At 60.8% G+C, this 17,669-nt stretch carries 16 protein-coding genes; 11 read left to right on the top strand and 5 right to left on the bottom strand.

The features are described from left to right. The first annotated feature begins 181 nt into the window (after positions 1 to 181). Entirely contained in the window at positions 182 to 1,126 is a 945-nt protein-coding gene (locus P3T40_RS30565) for a LysR family transcriptional regulator (protein ID WP_429271441.1), read from the top strand. A 193-nt stretch (positions 1,127 to 1,319) separates the two neighbouring features. Continuing rightward, a complete protein-coding gene (locus P3T40_RS30560; protein WP_429271440.1) occupies positions 1,320 to 1,571 on the top strand; it encodes a hypothetical protein in 252 nt (83 codons plus the stop codon). A 294-nt stretch (positions 1,572 to 1,865) separates the two neighbouring features. On the opposite strand, the gene P3T40_RS30555 is transcribed toward P3T40_RS30560, so the two are convergent. After that, positions 1,866 to 3,227, bottom strand: coding sequence for a leucine-rich repeat-containing protein kinase family protein (locus P3T40_RS30555; protein WP_429271439.1), 1,362 nt, complete (start codon positions 3,225 to 3,227; stop codon positions 1,866 to 1,868). Between the two features lie 75 nt (positions 3,228 to 3,302). Next, positions 3,303 to 3,905 carry a TetR/AcrR family transcriptional regulator gene (locus tag P3T40_RS30550; protein WP_429271438.1) on the bottom strand — a complete coding sequence of 201 codons (603 nt, stop codon included), beginning with the start codon at positions 3,903 to 3,905 and terminating at the stop codon, positions 3,303 to 3,305. Between the two features lie 232 nt (positions 3,906 to 4,137). Here P3T40_RS30550 and P3T40_RS30545 point away from each other — a divergent pair, with 232 nt between their 5' ends. The 5 genes from P3T40_RS30545 (at position 4,138) to P3T40_RS30525 (ending at position 9,979) form a co-directional block, all read left to right on the top strand. Next, positions 4,138 to 5,031 (top strand): NmrA family NAD(P)-binding protein, encoded by an 894-nt coding sequence (locus P3T40_RS30545; protein WP_429271437.1) that lies wholly within the window; start codon positions 4,138 to 4,140, stop codon positions 5,029 to 5,031. Positions 5,032 to 5,408: 377 nt separating this feature from the next. Further along, positions 5,409 to 6,062 (top strand): peroxiredoxin, encoded by a 654-nt coding sequence (locus P3T40_RS30540; RefSeq protein WP_429271436.1) that lies wholly within the window; start codon positions 5,409 to 5,411, stop codon positions 6,060 to 6,062. Between the two features lie 194 nt (positions 6,063 to 6,256). Continuing rightward, positions 6,257 to 7,327 carry an MBL fold metallo-hydrolase gene (locus P3T40_RS30535; RefSeq protein WP_429271498.1) on the top strand — a complete coding sequence of 357 codons (1,071 nt, stop codon included), beginning with the start codon at positions 6,257 to 6,259 and terminating at the stop codon, positions 7,325 to 7,327. Positions 7,328 to 7,492: 165 nt separating this feature from the next. Further along, complete coding sequence (locus P3T40_RS30530; RefSeq protein WP_429271435.1) at positions 7,493 to 8,266, top strand: SDR family oxidoreductase; 774 nt, start codon at positions 7,493 to 7,495, stop codon at positions 8,264 to 8,266. Between the two features lie 15 nt (positions 8,267 to 8,281). After that, a complete protein-coding gene (locus tag P3T40_RS30525; protein WP_429271434.1) occupies positions 8,282 to 9,979 on the top strand; it encodes a long-chain fatty acid--CoA ligase in 1,698 nt (565 codons plus the stop codon). 21 nt (positions 9,980 to 10,000) lie between these two features. Here P3T40_RS30525 and P3T40_RS30520 read toward each other — a convergent pair whose 3' ends face one another. Then, entirely contained in the window at positions 10,001 to 11,452 is a 1,452-nt protein-coding gene (locus tag P3T40_RS30520) for an ATP-binding protein (protein WP_429271433.1), read from the bottom strand. A gap of 13 nt (positions 11,453 to 11,465) precedes the next feature. Continuing rightward, positions 11,466 to 12,179, bottom strand: coding sequence for a response regulator (locus P3T40_RS30515; RefSeq protein WP_429271432.1), 714 nt, complete (start codon positions 12,177 to 12,179; stop codon positions 11,466 to 11,468). A gap of 170 nt (positions 12,180 to 12,349) precedes the next feature. Between P3T40_RS30515 and P3T40_RS30510 the strand changes: the two genes are divergently transcribed. From P3T40_RS30510 to P3T40_RS30495, 4 genes are all read left to right on the top strand, one after another. Beyond that, positions 12,350 to 13,582 carry an ABC transporter substrate-binding protein gene (locus P3T40_RS30510; RefSeq protein ID WP_429271431.1) on the top strand — a complete coding sequence of 411 codons (1,233 nt, stop codon included), beginning with the start codon at positions 12,350 to 12,352 and terminating at the stop codon, positions 13,580 to 13,582. Positions 13,583 to 13,593: 11 nt separating this feature from the next. After that, positions 13,594 to 14,664 carry a FecCD family ABC transporter permease gene (locus P3T40_RS30505; protein WP_429271430.1) on the top strand — a complete coding sequence of 357 codons (1,071 nt, stop codon included), beginning with the start codon at positions 13,594 to 13,596 and terminating at the stop codon, positions 14,662 to 14,664. Continuing rightward, complete coding sequence (locus P3T40_RS30500; RefSeq protein ID WP_429271429.1) at positions 14,661 to 15,458, top strand: ABC transporter ATP-binding protein; 798 nt, start codon at positions 14,661 to 14,663, stop codon at positions 15,456 to 15,458. The genes P3T40_RS30505 and P3T40_RS30500 overlap by 4 nt, the downstream gene beginning before the upstream one ends. 138 nt (positions 15,459 to 15,596) lie before the next feature. Further along, complete coding sequence (locus tag P3T40_RS30495; RefSeq protein WP_429271428.1) at positions 15,597 to 16,736, top strand: porin; 1,140 nt, start codon at positions 15,597 to 15,599, stop codon at positions 16,734 to 16,736. A 13-nt stretch (positions 16,737 to 16,749) separates the two neighbouring features. Here the strand turns inward: P3T40_RS30495 and P3T40_RS30490 are convergent, their stop codons facing one another. Continuing rightward, a complete protein-coding gene (locus P3T40_RS30490) occupies positions 16,750 to 17,550 on the bottom strand; it encodes an alpha/beta fold hydrolase (protein WP_429271427.1) in 801 nt (266 codons plus the stop codon). Positions 17,551 to 17,669 lie beyond the last annotated feature (119 nt).

The raw sequence follows: 17,669 nt of genomic DNA, 5'->3' as shown, positions 1-17,669 counted from the left end.
AGCCTGCGCTATACGCTTTAATGCGTAGCCGGATTTGAGTAGAGCCTGGCTATGGGTGGTGAGTCAAGCAGGAGGAATGGATCACCTTACAAACTCAAGGAGTGCAACGCATCTTTACCGGATTCGAGAAAATCGCAGGCGTTATTCATGCAACAATCCCAACGGGTTTTTGAAGGATCGTATGGATACGCTACAAAAAATGCGCGTGCTCGTTCGCGTCGTCGAAGCGGGCAGTTTCACCGGTGCTGCGCAGCACCTCAACACCACCACCGCTTATGCGTCACGCGCGGTCTCGGATCTCGAAGCGCGTCTGCGTACGCGCTTGCTTAACCGTACGACGCGCCGCATCGCACTCACCGAAGCGGGCGAGCGCTATCTGCATCGTTGTGAAGAGATTCTCGCGTGTGTCGATGAGGCCGAAGCCGAGGCGAGCGATGCTCAGGCACGTCCGTCCGGCAAGCTGAAGGTCCACGCCATGACGGGTATTGGCCAGCATTGCGTGGTGCCCGCTGTGGGTCGTTATCAGCAGCGTTATCCGGATGTAAAGGTGGAGCTGACGCTCGCACAGCGTGAGCCCGATCTGCTCGACGAGGGCTATGACGTCGCGCTCGTGCTTGCCGAGGAGTTGCCCGACTCGGGGCTGATCTCGCAGCGCCTTGGCAACACGTTCAGCATTGCCTGTGCGTCGCCGGCGTACCTCGAACGCAACGGCGTGCCGAGGACGCCCGCGGACCTTGCCGCGCACAGCTGTCTGCTAACAGTCACGCCGATCTTTCCGGCGCACGAGTGGGTGTTTCAGGGGCCACGCGGCCGGGAGACGTTCGCGCATGGCGGGGCGAAGTTCTGCGTCAATGTCGCGGAGGCGCTGGCGGTTGCGGTGGGCGAGGGGATGGGCATTGGGTTGTTGCCTTTTTACTCTGCGGCTAATGGCCTGCGGAGCGGCGAACTGGTGCGCATTCTTCCGGAGTACACATCGCAGCACACGAACGTCTATGCGTTATATCCGTCGCGCCAGTATGTCGATGCGAAGATACGCACGTGGGTCGAATTCCTGCGTGATGAGTTGCCTGCCGCGCTCGACCACGAGTGCCTGGACGCTGTCACGGCGAATGATCGGCCGTACTAACAGAGAATTTGCTGCGGCGCATTTACTGCGATGCAACATGGGGTCGTGACAGTTTTGACGAAGGGAAAACCCGTACTCGGTAAAGTGCGGCGTCCTTATTGACTCAGGTCATCCGACTTCGCCCTAATCGGGAAAGCCCTAACACCGTCTGAGCAAGGTTCGCGCTAGTCTTCTCGTCAAGAGGAGGCTACTCATGAGACGCGTATTTAATATTGCTGTACTGATGCTCCTTGCGTATTTGACAGCGGGCCGCGCACTGACCCATGCACAAGCCGGGGAAGAAGGCTCGATATCGTGCGAACGAGGGGCCGAGATGGTCCGGCTGGGCGCGATGGACAAGGGCTTCTCGGACGCGGCGTCCAGCGGGCAAGGCCAGAACTTCCTCTCGAGCTGTCTCGTGACAGGCGAGGCACGCGTCAATGATCAGATTGTGGCGCGCGATTAGCGGCTAGGAAATGCGGGCTGCATCGTGCCCCTGATTGCCGACGTTTCGATCCGTGGTGCTTGGGCGCCACGTCCTTTACTGCGTATATCACCGTACATGATCCGGTTCCTTATCGGGGCCGGATATGTTTAATTCGTGCGACGAATGAGTCGGTTTTTTATTTCTCATTTCGAAACGCATAGAGGCGGCGTCGTTAGCGTGACGCGCCGCGGCGATCAAAAAATGCTGCGTCGCGCTAAAACTGATCCTCGTGTCGGCAATTGACGAGAATTGCGGCGACGCTCGCCGGCGTTGTCACACACCGCCAGGATCTTGCCGCGTACCCCTCAATGTGGATAACGTATCCACGATCTCATCGAATGACGGCCGGCCCGCAACCGCCTCGCTCATACAGGCGTCCCTGAGTTGCGCCAAGGTGGCCTGGGCAGTGGACGCTGATACCGACTGAAGTTCATCGCATCGCGCGATCAACTCTTCGAGCAGGCAACCGAAGGCCCGTACTTCAATGCGCTGAAGCGACGGGGCCAGCGCTTGATCATCCGGTGCGTAGAAGGATGCCGCGCCAAAGTCTCCAAGCAACGCCCGTCCTTCTCCGCAATGCAGAATATTGTGGGCGTACAGGTCGCCGTGCATGATGCCTTGCTCGTGCAAATGACCGGCGGCCAAAGCGATACCGTGTGCGATGCGCAACGCCGAGGCGAGATCGAAGTGGGTGCCTTCGCTATAAACGTCTCGCGTGCACGACTCGAGGCTAGGTGGCCCGGCCAGGTTTCTGAATTCCGGATCGACCAACTCCATCACCAGGCCGTGGCTGTCTTCAGGATGGTCCTTCAACTTGCCGAGCACCCGAATCAGGTTGGGATGGGAGCCTGCGTTGATGCAGGCGGCCATCTCGGAGTGCGGCAAGCCGTCGCTTGTAACGTCGCCTTTGAACAGCTTCACGGCAACATGGCGATCGTCTTCGTTAGGATGCCGATGCGCTGCCCGATGGATGACACCCGAGGCGCCCTCGCCAAGTTGATGATGCAGTTCCAACGCTTCCCAATGCATTTCCGCGATGGGTGTTTCGTCCAGTGCAGCGGCTTCCAGCGACGCCGTGAACGGATTGCCCGCGTAGGCGAGCCATGAGAGTCGAGGTAACGCGAGCAACCACGCGGGCAGTTCCGTAAGCCGATTCGCCGCGAGCCGAGTCAGTTCAAGACGGGAGCATGCAGCCAACTGCGACGGCAACGTCTGCAGGCGGTTGCCCGCCAGCATCAGTTTTTGGAGTTGCGTGCAGTTGCCGATTTCAGGCGGAAGCGCCTCCACTTCGTTGTCCGTCAGGATGAGCCAACGAAGCGCGTGCGGCAGCGATTTGCCTGACACCGTGCGGATCTGGTTCGCCTTGAAGCCCACCATGCTCAACTGCTTGCACCGACCGAGGACTTCGGGCAACTCAGTGAACCGATTATCGGAGCAGAAGAGAATGCGCAGTTTATGCAGGCGCGGCAAGTCGTCCGGTAGCGACGAGAGCGCGTTGCCGGAGAGATCGAGGATTTCCAGCGTGTCCGCCAGATCGAAAATTTCACGCGGAAATTCGCTCAGTCCGCAGGCTAACTTCAGGCGCTGCGTACCTGCTAATTGTCCGGCGAGCAGTTGGTCGAGGGTGGTGGTCACTGTGTTGAGGCGAGCGTGGCGCGTGCCAGCAGGTTGGTTCCGTAAGGCTCGATTCTACCGGCATGTGGCTTCTCCTCAGGCGCACCGTGATCCTTCCGGAGACTGCAAGAGGACGCCAACCACGAATTGCGCGTTGGCGAGCATGGCCTTCGCCTTGGTGGCATCAGGTGCGAGTTGGGACAGCGTCACCGCGCCCACGATCGTGGATACGATCGCGTCGGCAACGCGTTGATGATCTCGAATCTCGAGGCGCTCCGTTTGCGCGGCCACAAGTCGAACGAGACGCTGATATCCGTCCATGGCGCCAGCCTTGACCTCGTCGTTCCAACGCTGCAATTCGCTGCCCAGATTGGCCAAGGGGCAAAGGAACACGGGATCCTTGCCGCGGCGCTGATGGAGGTAGAGACGCACGATCGTATCAAGCGCTTCGCGTGGCGGTTTGCCCGCCATTTTGGTCTCGAACATCGTGAGTAGCTCATCGAACGCGGCGCTATTCGCCTCGGCGATCAACTGTTCCTTCGAGTCGAAGTGACGATAGAAGCCGCCCTGGGTGAGCCCCGCGGCGGCCATCACATCGGCTATGCCCGTTGCGGCTATCCCTTGATCCAGAAACACCTGCGCTGCCGTCGAGACGATGCGCTTCCTTGTTTCTGCCGTATCGCTTTTCGACTTTCTCATCGCTTTCTCCCTGTCCCTCACAAATAAACCTTGTGCCATTTAGATGTCGAGTATACTCTAAATAATCGGCGAACAGATGAGCATGGTCGAACCCGACAATCGCCGGATCAAACGGCAAGGACGAAGCAGCAAATTGAGCACGGCACGATATGTGCATATACACGTGTTACTTGCCGTGACCTCGGCGATCCAATGACCGCTGTTCCTACGCAATACCATTCTGGAGAAGCAAATGAGTCGTGATCTATATCTGATAACTGGCGCAACAGGCGATACCGGCGGCTACGCTATCGATAGCTTGCTGGCAAAAGACGCAAGCGTGCGAGCCTTTGTGCATAACGAAGATGATCGGGCCGCGGCGTTGCGGCGTAAAGGCGTTGAGGTCGTTACGGGCGATCTTCTCGATGGGCGGGCAGTTCGCGCTGCGTTACAGGGGGTAACGGGCGCGTACTTCGTATACCCGGTTCAGCAGTCGCACCTCGTCGATGCCACCGCGTACTTTGCGGAGGCGGCGAGGAGCGCAGGCGTCCGTTCAATCGTCAACATGTCGCAGATTTCTGCAAAGGTTGATGCCGTGAGCGATTCCGCGCGTTCGCATTGGTACGGGGAACGCGTATTCGACTGGGCTGGCGTTCCGGTTACGCATCTGCGGCCGACGTTTTTCATGGAATGGTTGACGTACGGGTTTCAACTACCGCTCATCGCTAATCACGACCTTATCAAGGTTCCGGCGGGAGAAGGACGTCACGCGCCCATCTCGGCGCAAGACCAGGGTCTCGTCATCGCCAATATTCTGCTGGACCCGGCTCCGCATGCCGGCAAGGTCTATCCGCTCTTCGGCGCAGTGGAAATGAGTCACGATGAACTCGCGAGCGCCGTCGGGGAGGCATTGGGCCGAAAGATCCACTACGAACCGGAAAGCTTCGAGGACTTTGGCGCGCGGCTGAAAACGATTGGAATGCCGGAGCATTTTATCCAGCACATCGTCGCGGTTTACCGCGCCTACCAGAACGGAGAGTTTGCAGGCACCAACAATGTGGTTGAGGCCGTGACGGGTAGAAAGCCTATGACGGTCGACGAATACGTCAAAGCCAACGCCACGCTCTTCCAGCCGAAGGCGCATTGATCGTGTACGCGAGATGCCCCAGTTAGTTATGCAAACGCATACCACGACCGCGCTACAGACATCAAACAGGGGTAGCGAGTAAATGACCTTCGGATGCATATGTGTAAACGGCGGATTCGCAATGTGAAAGTCTTTTTTTGTCCTACGCTATAAGCGCGACCGCAGAGTATCCCGGTGCTCGCCCCGCATCACGGCTATTTGGGGAGGGCCTCTGAATCTACTGCGTCCGCCGATGGTGGCCTCCCGCGCATTACAGTTCAACGAGCCGGAGGCTGATCACGAGTTAAACCAATCGCCTGACTAAACAGCCACGCAGCCCGGGGCCGGCGCTTCGACAGCGGCGCGAGTACCCTGGCGCCCCTCAATGGAGGATGAAGATGTCAATTCGACTTGGAGAGGAAGCTCCCGATTTCACCGCGGAAACCACCGAAGGGACGATCCGTTTTCACGAGTGGATCGGCGACCATTGGGTGGTCCTGTTTTCACACCCGAAGGATTTCACGCCCGTTTGCACCACTGAGCTTGGATATCTGGCCGGACTCAAGCCGGAGTTCGACAAGCGCAACACCAAAATTATCGGACTGAGCGTGGATCCCGTCAGCGACCACCAGAAGTGGATGGGGGATATCGAGGAGACCCAGGGACATGCGATCAACTACCCGCTGATCGGCGATTCGGACCTGACTGTCGCGAAGCTCTACGACATGATTCACCCGAACGCGAGCGGCGGCCCGCGCACCGCCGTGGACAACGCGACGGTACGCTCAGTGTTTCTCATCGGGCCGGACAAGAAAGTCAAAGCCATGCTCGTGTATCCGATGAGTTCAGGCCGCAATTTCGACGAGGTGCTGCGTCTGCTTGATTCGCTGCAGCTGAACGCGAAACATACGGTGGCGACGCCGGTGAACTGGAAGCCGGGCGAAGACGTCATCATTCCGACATCGGTTTCGAACGATGCAGCGATGCAAAAATATCCGCAGGGTTTCAAAACTGTGAAGCCTTACCTGCGGTACGTGGCCCAACCGAAGTAAGATTCGCGTAAAGTGAAGCAGCGAGCGCGAGGTACTCCCGAGGCCGGCGCCCGAAGTGAATCCGGGTGCGCCTGCGTGCCCGGTCTTCTGAACTGGCGCTGGCGAATCCGACTTCCTGCAGGACGGTTTGTCGAAGCCTCGCTTAACCCCATTTTCAGGTCCTCGCGGAGGCGAGGCGACGGAGCGAAACCGTGTTGATCTTCCGGCAGCTATTCGATCAGCAATCGTCTACCTACACCTATTTGCTTGCCGATAGCGCAACGGGAGAAGCTGTGCTGATCGATCCGGTATTTGAACAGGTGCGCCGGGACACCGCACTGATCGATGAACTTGGATTGCGCCTGCTATACACCATCGACACCCATGTCCACGCCGATCATGTGACCGGCGCATGGATGCTGAAGCGCCGCACGGGCAGCCAGATTGCAATATCGGCCGCGAGCGGCGCCGAAGGCGCGGGCCGCTATCTGAGCCATGGCGACCGGTGTGAGTTCGGTGCGCGGCACCTGGAAGTGCGCGCGACACCTGGCCATACGAATGGATGCGTCAGCTTTGTACTCGACGACGAGACTATGGCGTTTACCGGAGATTGCCTGTTGATCAGGGGCACGGGCCGGACCGATTTCCAGCACGGTGATGCGCGCGCGATGTTCCGGGCGGTCCACAGCCAGATTTTCAGTTTGCCTGAAACATGCCTGCTTTATCCGGCCCACGACTACCGCGGCTTGACGGTCACGAGTGTAGGCGAGGAGCGGCGCTTCAATCCGCGCCTCGGCGGTGAACTGTGCGAAGAGGATTTCACCGGATACATGACGAACCTGCGCTTGCCGCATCCCAAGCAGATTGATGTCGCGGTGCCGGCCAACCTGAAATGCGGCATGGCCGCAAGCGACCCCACGCAGACGGCCGAGCCCGATTGGGCGCCGTTGACGTACACCTTTGCGGGCATCTGGGAAATCAACCCCCAATGGCTCGAAGAAAATCTCCGTTCGGTCCAGATCGTCGACGTGCGCGAGCCTGACGAGTTCGACGGGCCGCTGGGGCGCATTCCCGCAGCCAGACTCATTTCACTCGGCAATCTGGCTGGGCGCGCTACTGAACTCGCGAAGGAACGCCCGATCGTGACGGTGTGTCGGGCTGGCGGACGTTCGGCGCAAGCCACGGTCATATTGCGGCAGTCAGGATTCGAGGCCGTTGCCAACCTCGCGGGCGGCATGCTGCGTTGGCGTGCAGAAGGCCGGGTTGTCGAAAACGCTAGCCTGTAGCCGTCTCGCCGACAGTCGGGTAATTCCCGATGACAAGAACTCCCCACCGGTTTAGATAGAAATAAAACGATCATGCTTTTATTTACACGGCGAATCTCCACACGTATGATGGGTTGAAAAAGCAGACCTATCTGCCTAGCAGAACCCTCATCAAGGAGACGCCGGATGCACGTGAAAGACCTGTTTCAACTGGAAGGGAAGGTGGCACTGATTACCGGCGGCTCGCGCGGGCTCGGTCTGCAGATGGCCGAGGCGCTCGGCGAAATGGGTTGCCGTGTGGCGATCACCGCGCGCAAGGCCGACGAGCTTGCGGGGGCGAAAGCGCATCTGGAAGGGCGCGGCATTGAAGTCCAAACTTTCGTCAACGACCTCGGCAAATTCGAGAGGATTCCCGATCTTGTCAGCGACGTGCTGGCCGCCTACAGCCACATCGATATTCTCGTCAACAACGCCGGCGCCACATGGGGTGCCCCAGCGGAGGACTATCCTGACGAAGCGTGGCACAAGGTCATGAATCTGAACGTCAACGCGCCGTTCTTTCTCGCGCGTGAAGTCGGCAAGCGCAGCATGATTCCGCGCCGCACCGGCAAGATCATTAACATCGCCTCGATCGCGGGCCTGAAGGGCGCGCCCGCGGGCATGAATACGATCGCCTACAACACTTCGAAGGCCGCGGCGATCAACTTTACGCGGGCGCTGGCCTCGGAGTGGGGCCGCCACAATATCAACGTCAATGCGATTTGCCCGGGCTTTTTTCCGTCGAAGATGTCGGCGGGTCTGCTCGCCTCGATGGGCGAATCGATCGTCGCGCATTCGCCGCTGCATCGGCTCGGCGGCGAGGAAGACCTGAAGGGCTCGGTGGTGTTTCTCGCAAGCGAGGCATCGCGCCATATCACGGGCCAGTATCTGGCGGTGGACGGCGGCGCAAGCATCGTGTGACGAGAGGAAACACCCATGAATGCCCTTCATCACGCACATTGGCCGGTTGGCGTGCCACGCCATTTGAGCTTGCCGCAAACCAGCCTGTTTTATAACGCCGAGGTTGCGGCGACCCGGTTTCCGGACAAGCCGTTCATCATCTTCTACGACACGCCGGTCAGTTTCGCGGAGTTCAGGGATGAGGCCGAGCGAATCGCCGGTTTTCTGCAACAGGAGTGCGAAGTAAAGGCCGGAGATCGCGTGCTGCTGTATATGCAGAATAGTCCGCAATGGGTGCTGGCCTATTACGGGATCTTGCGTGCGAATGCGGTGGTCGTGCCGGTCAATCCGATGAACATGACCGACGAAGTACGCCACTACGTGGAGGACAGCGGTGCGACGACCGCAATCGTGCCGCAGGACCTCTATCCGCAGATCGAGCCATTGCTGGGCGAGGCGCCCGGGCAGGGATTGAAGTATGCAATTGTCGCAACGTATAGCGACTACCTGAAACGCCCGTCGTCGATCACGCCGCCCGAATTCGTGGCGGCGCCGAAGCGGTCGATCGAACGTCCCGGCGTGACAGCCTGGAGTACGGTGCTCGAACGCCGCCTCGCACCAGGGCCTTTGACCGCGGGTCCGGACGACCTCTGCGTGATGCCCTACACGTCGGGCACGACGGGCAAGCCGAAGGGTTGCATGCACACGCATCGCAGCGTTATGAGCACCCTGGTCGGCTGCAATGTCTGGTTCTCGGGGTCGCAGGACAGCACGCATCTGTCGGTGTTGCCGCTGTTTCACGTCACCGGCATGCAAGGTGGCATGAATGGACCGTTATATGCGGGCGCAACGATCGTCATATTGCCGCGCTGGGATCGCGACGCAGCGGCGCAATGCATGCAACGTTATGGTGTCACCTCGTGGCAGTCCATTTCGACGATGATGGTCGATTTTCTGTCCAACCCTAAGCTTGGCGAATACGATCTTTCGAAACTGAGCGGCACGCGTGGCGGCGGCGCGGCGATGCCCGCCGCGATTGCCCGCAAGCTCAAAGATCTGACTGGCCTCGACTATGTGGAAGGCTACGGCATGTCCGAGACGATCGCGGCGACGCACATCAACCCGCCGCAGCGTCCTAAGCCCCAATGCCTTGGCATCCCGGTGTTCGATCTCGATGCGCGGGTGATCGACCCGGCCACGCTGCAGGAGTTGGCGCGAGGCGAGACCGGCGAGATTGTCGTGAATGGGCCGCAGGTGATGCAGGGTTACTGGCGCAATCCGCAGGGTACGGCGGAAGCCTTCGTCGAGCTCGACGGCAAACGCTTTTTACGCACCGGCGATCTGGGACATGTCGACGAGGACGGCTATTTCTTCATGACCGACCGCCTCAAACGGATGATCAACGCGTCGGGCTACAAAGTCTGGCCTGCGGAGGTGGAGGCGCTGATGTACCGGCATCCGGGCATTCACGAGGTCTGTGTGATCGGCGTGCAGGACGAGCGCCGCGGCGAGACCGTGAAGGCGCTGGTGGTGCCCGCTGCGAGCTACGCGGGTAAGTTGACCGAGAGCGAGGTCATTGCCTGGGCGCATGAGCAGATGGCGCCTTATAAGGCGCCGCGGCTGGTCGAGTTCGTGACGTCGCTGCCCAAGTCCGGTAGCGGCAAGATCCTGTGGCGCAAACTACAGGAAGAGGATGCTGCACGCGCGGCGGCAGCAGAGGGCAAGAAAGGGTGATTCGGGTCGCTGCGTGCATGCTCATCGGATTCGCCACGACAATTCAGCGGCGCGGCCATCGCGTGGCAACGCGAGCGTCGCCTCCAATCCTTTGACCGCGCCGTTGCGTAGTGTGAGCGTGCCGCCATGCGCGGCAGCCACGCTGCGCGCAATGGTCAGCCCGAGGCCGGTACCGCCGCTTGCGCCGTTACGCGAACTCGAGACACGAAAGTACGGTTCGAACACGCGTTCGAGCAAGGCCTCGTCGGCAATGCCGGGGCCCTGATCGCTCACGACGATGCGCAGCGTGACGTCGCCGTCGCTAACGCTGATTCGTGCCACTCCACCATAGCGGATCGCATTGTCGAGCAGGTTCTGCAAGCACCGCTTCAGATTTCGCGGATACCCTGACAACGGACGATCCGCGCGGCCTTCTACATGGACGTCATGGCCCGCTTCACGTGCGTCCTCCGCGAGCCCTTCCAGCATCGAATTGATGTCGATCTCATGACGTGCCTCTGTAATCTCCACGCCCTGAACGGCGTCGAGCGTCGCGCTCACCATGGCCTCCATCTCGTCGAGATCACCGCGCAGGCGTTCCCGCGATTCGGCGTCGGGCAGCATCTCCATACGCAGCCGCAACCGGGTGAGCGGCGAGCGCAGATCGTGCGAGACGGCCGTCAAAAAACGGGTGCGTTCAGCGAGGCTGCGGGTGAGTTGCTCCTGCATCGAATTGAACGACTGCGCGGCGGTTCGTACTTCCAACGGTCCCGTCACCGGCAGCGGCGGCCGATAGATGTTGCGGCCAAGCGCCTCGGCCGCTTTGGCAAGTTCCTTCAACGGTTTCACTGCGAAACGCACAGCCACGAGTGCGAGCAGGAGGACCGCCGTTAGCCGCACCAGATAGATCCGCAACAGATAATCGAGCACGAGCGAGCCCGGTTCGGTCAGCATTCCTGCCTGTCCTTCGTTGGCCCGCACATCGAGCCATTCGCCCTGCGGCAGCCTCAACTGCAGATGAAAATCGCCGGACGGCATGCGCGAATTGAACAGACTGAGGATGCCGTCGTGATGGCCCGTTTCGTCGCGCAGCTGAACGTCGAGCAAGCGGACCTCGATCGGCTCGCCGAGCCGCCGGTGAATCACACCTGTTATCAGATCGCCGACCGTGCGCTGCGCGAGCGAGCCTGCGGGTGCAGCGGCGGGCGCATCGATCCATTGCAGGCGGTAGCGCTGATCGGCGAGCTCCGCGGCGATCGTGCGGCGCGTGGTTTCATCCGGAGCTTGCTGCAGCAGCCGGACAGTATCGGCGAGGCGGCTGGCAAAGAGCCGTGCGGGAATTTCGAGCGTGCGGTTGTCGTGGGTCTCGAACCAGATCGTGCTGGTGAGGAATTGCCCCGCAAACATGCCGACGACGAGAATCAGCACGAGCCGTCCATACAGCGTATCGGGCCAAAGGCGGAGCCAAAGACGGGACCAAATGCGTAGTTTCATCGCCGTGCGCCGCTCAGGCTTCGTGCGTGACATCGGCCACCAGCATGTAGCCTTCGTTGCGCATGGTGCGGATCAGCCCGGCGCCGCGTGGGGAGTCCTTAAGATGTTGGCGCAGGCGGCTGATGCAAACGTCAATAGAGCGGTCGAGTGGCGTGCGCTCCTTGCCGAACACGCGGTCCAGCAAAAACTCGCGTGAGAGCGGACGGTTGGGGTGATCGAGCAGCGCGCGCAGCGCGCGATAGTCGGAGCCGCCGAGTGACACGACCACGCCATCGGGCGAGAGCATCTGCTTCATGCGCGTGTCGAGTTTCCAGCCGGCGAAGCTCACGAACGCAGACGAATCCGTGAGTCGTTCGCCCGGTACGCTGCGCGTGCGTCGCAACACCACCTTGATCTTGGCGACGAGTTCGCGTGGATCGAAGGGCTTGGGCAAATAGTCGTCGGCGCCCATTTCGAGGCCGAGGATGCGGTCGAGCAAGCCGCCGCGCGCACTCAGGATAATGATCGGCACGGCGTGCGTGCGTCGCAGATCGCGCGTGATATCGAGGCCGTCCTCGCCTTCGAGCATCAGATCGAGTACGACAAGATCGATTTGCGACGTGTTGATGGCCTGCTTCATCTGCACGCCGCTTTCGACGGCAATGACCCCATAGCCCATGCTGCGCAGGTAGTCCTGCAGCAACTGGCGAATGTTGGGGTCGTCGTCGACAACGAGTATGTGGTCCATCGTTAAGTTCTTGTGTGCGCCTCGCATGCTATCCGCAGGGCGTTTTTTCGCTCGCGGCCACGCCAACACATTCCATTACAAAACAGCCGTGTTTCAACACATTGCCATTACATTGCGCCGCTAAAGTGGAGCGGCCAAAATGGCAATCATTCTCATTTACGCACTATACCATGTCGATTTTCCGGTTTCAGTCGCTCGCACGCCGGCTCGGCGCAGCCACTCGCGCCTTGACCGCCTGCGCGGTGTTCAGCTGCGCGATCCTCGGGGCCGGTGTGGCGGCGCATGCCGTGACGCCGCCGGCTGCGGCCGCGGCACCGGCGCAGACCGTGACCGATCTGGCGGGCCGCACGATCCGTATTCCGGCGGAGCCTCACCGTATCCTGCTTGGCGAAAGCCGCCTGCTGATGGCGGTCGCGCTGCTGGAAGGAAAGCAGCCGCTGGCGCGGATCGTCGGTTGGCAAGGCGATCTGCCAACGATGGATCCGCAGACCTTCGACGCTTACGCCGACAAATTCCCTGGCATCAAGCAGATTCCGTTGATCGGCAAAGCCACGGAAGATAGCATCAGTGACGAGAAAGCGTTGAGTCTCAAGCCCGACCTCGCCATTTTCAGTGTCGCGGGTCACGGCCCGAGCCGCTATAACGCACTCGTCAAGCAGTTGGAGGCAACGGGGACGACTGTCGTATTCGTCGACTTCCGGCTGCACCCGATGCAGAACACCTTGCCGAGTGTCGAACTGCTCGGCAAGGTCATGCATCGCGAGCAACAGGCCAACGCTTACGCGCAGTTCTATCAGCAACATCTGGCGCGGGTGCAGGCGGTCGTCAACCAGATCCCGATGCAGCAGCGGCCCAAGGTCTTTATCGACCTGCTCGCCGGCGTGTGGGATGCGGGTTGCTGCCACACCGCCGGTGACGGCAATTTCGGTGAATTCATCCAGGCCGCGGGTGGGCGCAACATCGCGGCTGGGTTGGTGCCGGGTGTGCTCGGCGACATCAGCATGGAGCAGATCATCGCTGCACAGCCTGATGTATATATCGCCACCGGCAGCCGCACTAAACCGGGCCTCGCTTCACTGCGGGTCGGCGCATTGACGAGCGAGCCGGATGCGCAGGCTAGTCTGGCAGCGCTGGTCGCGCGGCCGGGCTTCGACACCATCAAGGCGATTCACGATGGCCGCGTGCATGGGATCTCGCACAACTACTACGACTCGCCGTACAACATCGTGGCGATCGAGGCCTTCGCGAAGTGGTTTTATCCGCAACAGTTCAAGGATCTGGACGTCAATGCGACGCAGTCCGAACTGTATAGCCGCTTCCTCGCGGTGCCCCCGGACGGCGCTTATTGGGTCGATGGAGTGGGTGGTTCCACTCGCGGTGCTGCGCCGGTAGCCTTGCACTGAACGGGCGGTTCATGGCAACTCTTCCGCATCAGGCCGCGCCGCACGATATCGGCGTGCGGCATTACCGGCGTCTCACGCACCGACGCGTGATGTGCCTCCTCGCCGTCATGGCGCTGATTGTCGGCTCCCTGCTGTTCGATTTGCGCACCGGACCATCCGGCTTGCCGCTGATGGCACTGTTGCGCACGGTTTTCGATCACGCCTCGGCTGATCCGGCGACGAGTGTGATCGTCTGGCAGATTCGCCTGCCATATGCGGTGATGGCGCTGCTGGTGGGCGCATCGCTGGGTTTGTCGGGCGCGGAAATGCAGACCATCCTCAACAATCCGCTCGCGAGTCCCTATACGCTGGGCGTGTCGGCGGCGGCCGCGTTCGGTGCATCGCTTGCGATTGTGCTGGATGTGACCATTCCCGGCGTGTCGCAGACGTGGATCGTCTCCGCGAACGCGTTCGTCTTCGCGCTGCTTTCCGCACTGTTGCTCGATTCGGTTGCGCGCTGGCGCGGCATGAATACCGCGGGCGTCGTGCTGCTGGGCATCGCGCTCGTGTTCGCGTTTCATGCGCTCGTCTCGCTGATGCAGTTCATGGCCTCGGCCGATGCGCTGCAGGGCCTCGTGTTCTGGACGCTTGGCTCGCTGGCGCGCTCCGACTGGCCCAAGATTGGTGTGCTGGCGGTTGCGTTGGCGCTAGCGTTGCCGCTGTCGCTGCGCAACGCGTGGACGCTGACGGCGATGCGCCTCGGCGAAGACCGGGCCGCCAGCTTCGGTATCGACGTGCGGCGTCTGCGGCTTTCCACGCTGCTGCGCGTGTCGGTACTGTCTGCGCTCGCGGTGTCGTTCGTGGGCACGATCGGCTTTGTCGGACTGATCGCGCCGCACATCGCGCGCACGCTGTTCGGCGAGGACCATCGGTTCTATCTGCCGGGCAGCATGCTGATTGGCGCGCTGACGCTCTCGCTCGCATCCATTGCGTCGAAGCTGATCATCCCGGGTGTACTGATTCCGGTTGGTATCGTCACGGCGTTGGTGGGCATTCCGCTGTTTCTCGGCATTGTCGTGCGTTCGCAGGGGCAAATGGGATGAACGGCCTGTGCATTCACGATTTGAGCGTGCGTTACGACAAGCGGCAGGTGCTGACCTCGCTCGAAGCAGGGCCGCTGCCGCGTGGTCAGATCACCGCATTGCTCGGCCCGAATGGCAGCGGTAAGTCCACGTTGCTGCGCGCTTTAGCGGGCCTCACGCGGGTTCATACCGGCTCTCTATCGCTCGACGGCGAACCGCTCGCCCTGTCGGCGGCGAGCGCCCGTTCGCATAGCGTGGTGTATCTGCCGCAAGCGTTGCCCGCAGGTGTGCGCCTGCAAGTGCTGGAATCCGTCGTGGTGGCATGCCGTGCCACGCGCGGATATGGCGCTGTGTTGCCGGGTACCGCGCATGGCGACGATCTCGCGCATGCCCATGCCGTTCTGCGCAGGCTCGGTATTGATGAGCTGGCTGCGCGTTCGCTCGACGAATTGTCGGGCGGTCAGCGGCAACTCGTCGGCATTGCTCAGGCACTCGTGCGCGACCCGCAAGTGTTGTTGCTCGACGAGCCGCTTTCAGCGCTCGATCTGAATCACCAGTTCCATGTGATGCAGGTGCTGCGCGAGGTCACGCGCGAAAGCCGTATTGTGACCGTAGTAGTCCTGCACGATATCAACGCGGCGATGCGCACATGCGAATGTGCGATGTTGCTGCACGAGGGACGCATTGTGCGCTTCGGGACGCCGCCCGAAGTCGTCACGCCTGCGACGCTCGGCCAGGTATTCGGTGTCTCCGCGCGTATCGAGCCATGCTCGCGCGGTCACCATCAAGTTCTGATCGACGGACTCGTCGCTTAGACGGGCATCGCCAGCCGTTAGCCACACGGCCCAGCCAGCCCCTCCCACGCCGCTTTTTCGCCTGCACCGGACGACGCTCTAACAGCGGCGTTGCGTCGGCGTGCGCATGGGCGGCTCACTAGAAACTTCAGGACACAAATGAAGAAGAGTTTGGTTATAGCCGTATGCGCGGCGGGGTGCGCCTGCGGGGTGCAGGCACAATCGGGCGTGACGCTCTACGGGGTGATCGATGCGGGCCTTTTTTATACGAGCAATGAGAAAGGCCGTGCCGCATGGCAAGCGGGCAGCGGTGATGTGACCGGCAGCCATTGGGGCTTCGCTGGTCACGAAGATCTCGGCGGCGGCACGAAGGCGATTTTTCAGCTTGAAAACGGCTTTAGCGTGATGAACGGCACGGCCCGCCAGGGCGGCCGGGAGTTCGGCTATCAGGCGTATGCGGGACTGTCGAACAACCGCTTCGGCACGGTGACGTTCGGACGCCAGTACGACTCGGTAGTGGACTATGTCGCGCCGCTCAGCTTCACGGGCATTCATCCGGGTGGCAACAATTTCTCCGCTCATCCGTTCGATAACGACAACCTGAATAACTCATTCCGCGTCAACAACGCGGTGAAGTTTGCCAGCACGTCGTATGAGGGGTTGCGTTTCGGCGCGCTGTACGGTTTCTCGAACGAAGCGGGCGGCTTCGACGACAATCGACTGTACAGCTTTGGCGCTGCGTACGATGCCGGTCCGTTGAACCTCAGTGCGGGCTATCTGCAGGCAAATAACGGCGGTAGCAGCAATACAAACGGCGCGCTGACGTTGACCGACCGTACCTTCATCGCCGCGCAGCAGCGCACTTATGGCGCAGGTGCGAACTACGGCCTCGGCGCGGCGAAGCTCGGATTCGTGTGGACGCGTACGCAACTCGGTGGTCTGGAGACGATCAATGGGGCAAACAGCCTCGGCCTCGCGGAGAACGGTCAGGGCGCGAGCTTCAATAACTACGAAGTGAACGCGAGTTACGCGCTGAGCCCGGCGCTCAAGCTGATCGGCGAATATACGTACACGGCCGCGGCGTTGTCCACGGCGAGTGGCCAGCATCATCCGAAGTGGCATGAGGTGTCCGTGCAGACCGACTACTTTCTCTCCAAACGCACAGACCTGTATTTGCAGGCGAGTTATCAGCACATCAACAGCGACGGTTCAGGGTTGACGGCGGATGTGAGCGGACAGGCGCTTTCGTCGACGGACGAGCAGATTGTGGTGGGGGTGGGGATGCGGCATCGGTTTTGATTCAAGCGACATTTCACGTCATTCGCGACTTGACCACGCTAAGCGACTCGACAAATTCTTGAATGAGGCCGGCAACCTCACGCGGCGCCTCAAGCGGTGACAAGTGACCGCTGCTCGGCACCACATGCATGCGCGCATGCGGAATGTGCGGGATCAGTTGTGTCCGCAACGTTTCGATGCTGTCCACCCGGTCCAGTTCACCGGCGATCACAATAGCAGGCACATTGATCGCCGCAACCTGGCGGGTGATGTCTTCGAGGCTGGTGTAGGTTGGCCACGCGGTCTTGGCTTGTGGGTCGCCACGCAGGCTATCTTCGATCACCTGCTCGCGATGTGCCGGGCTCAGCGGCCTGGCGGTGAGCATGTGATCAATGGATGCTTCGACGGAGGCGCGAGACGTGTAGGCGTTCCTCATTTCTGCGCGTACTTCGGCGGGAAGAAGCAGCGGCACCGGCGGCGACGGCGCAACCATGACGAGTCCCACCAGCCCCTTGGGACGGCGCGACGCCAGAAGTTGTGCAATTTTGCCGCCCATCGAATGCCCCACCAGGACGAACTGGCCGAGCTTCAGTGTGTCGATGACGCCCTGCGCGTCGTCGGCGAAATCGGCAAGGGCGTAGCCCCTTGCCGGGGCGTCGGAATCTCCCCAACCGCGGTGATCGGGAGCCACCATACGGTACACCGGCGGGAACGCCGCAATGACGTCGCTCCAGGTGCGCGACGAGCCGCCCCAGTAGTGCAGAAACACGATGGCGGGCGTGCCACTGCCCTGATCGGTGACGTTGATGTGAATGCCGTTCGATGCGATTTTCATTGCGGTGCTCCTTCGAAATCCCGTTGATTCAATTCCGTCTGCCGGACCCTGAAGCGATGGTAGATTGGATCGCTAAGCGCGATAATCCTGCATCCAGTATCATCAATCGATCGTTAAAT

The organism is Paraburkholderia sp. EB58, assembly GCF_050436665.1.
Taxonomy (GTDB): domain Bacteria; phylum Pseudomonadota; class Gammaproteobacteria; order Burkholderiales; family Burkholderiaceae; genus Paraburkholderia.
This window is presented reverse-complemented; position numbering and strand designations above follow the sequence as displayed.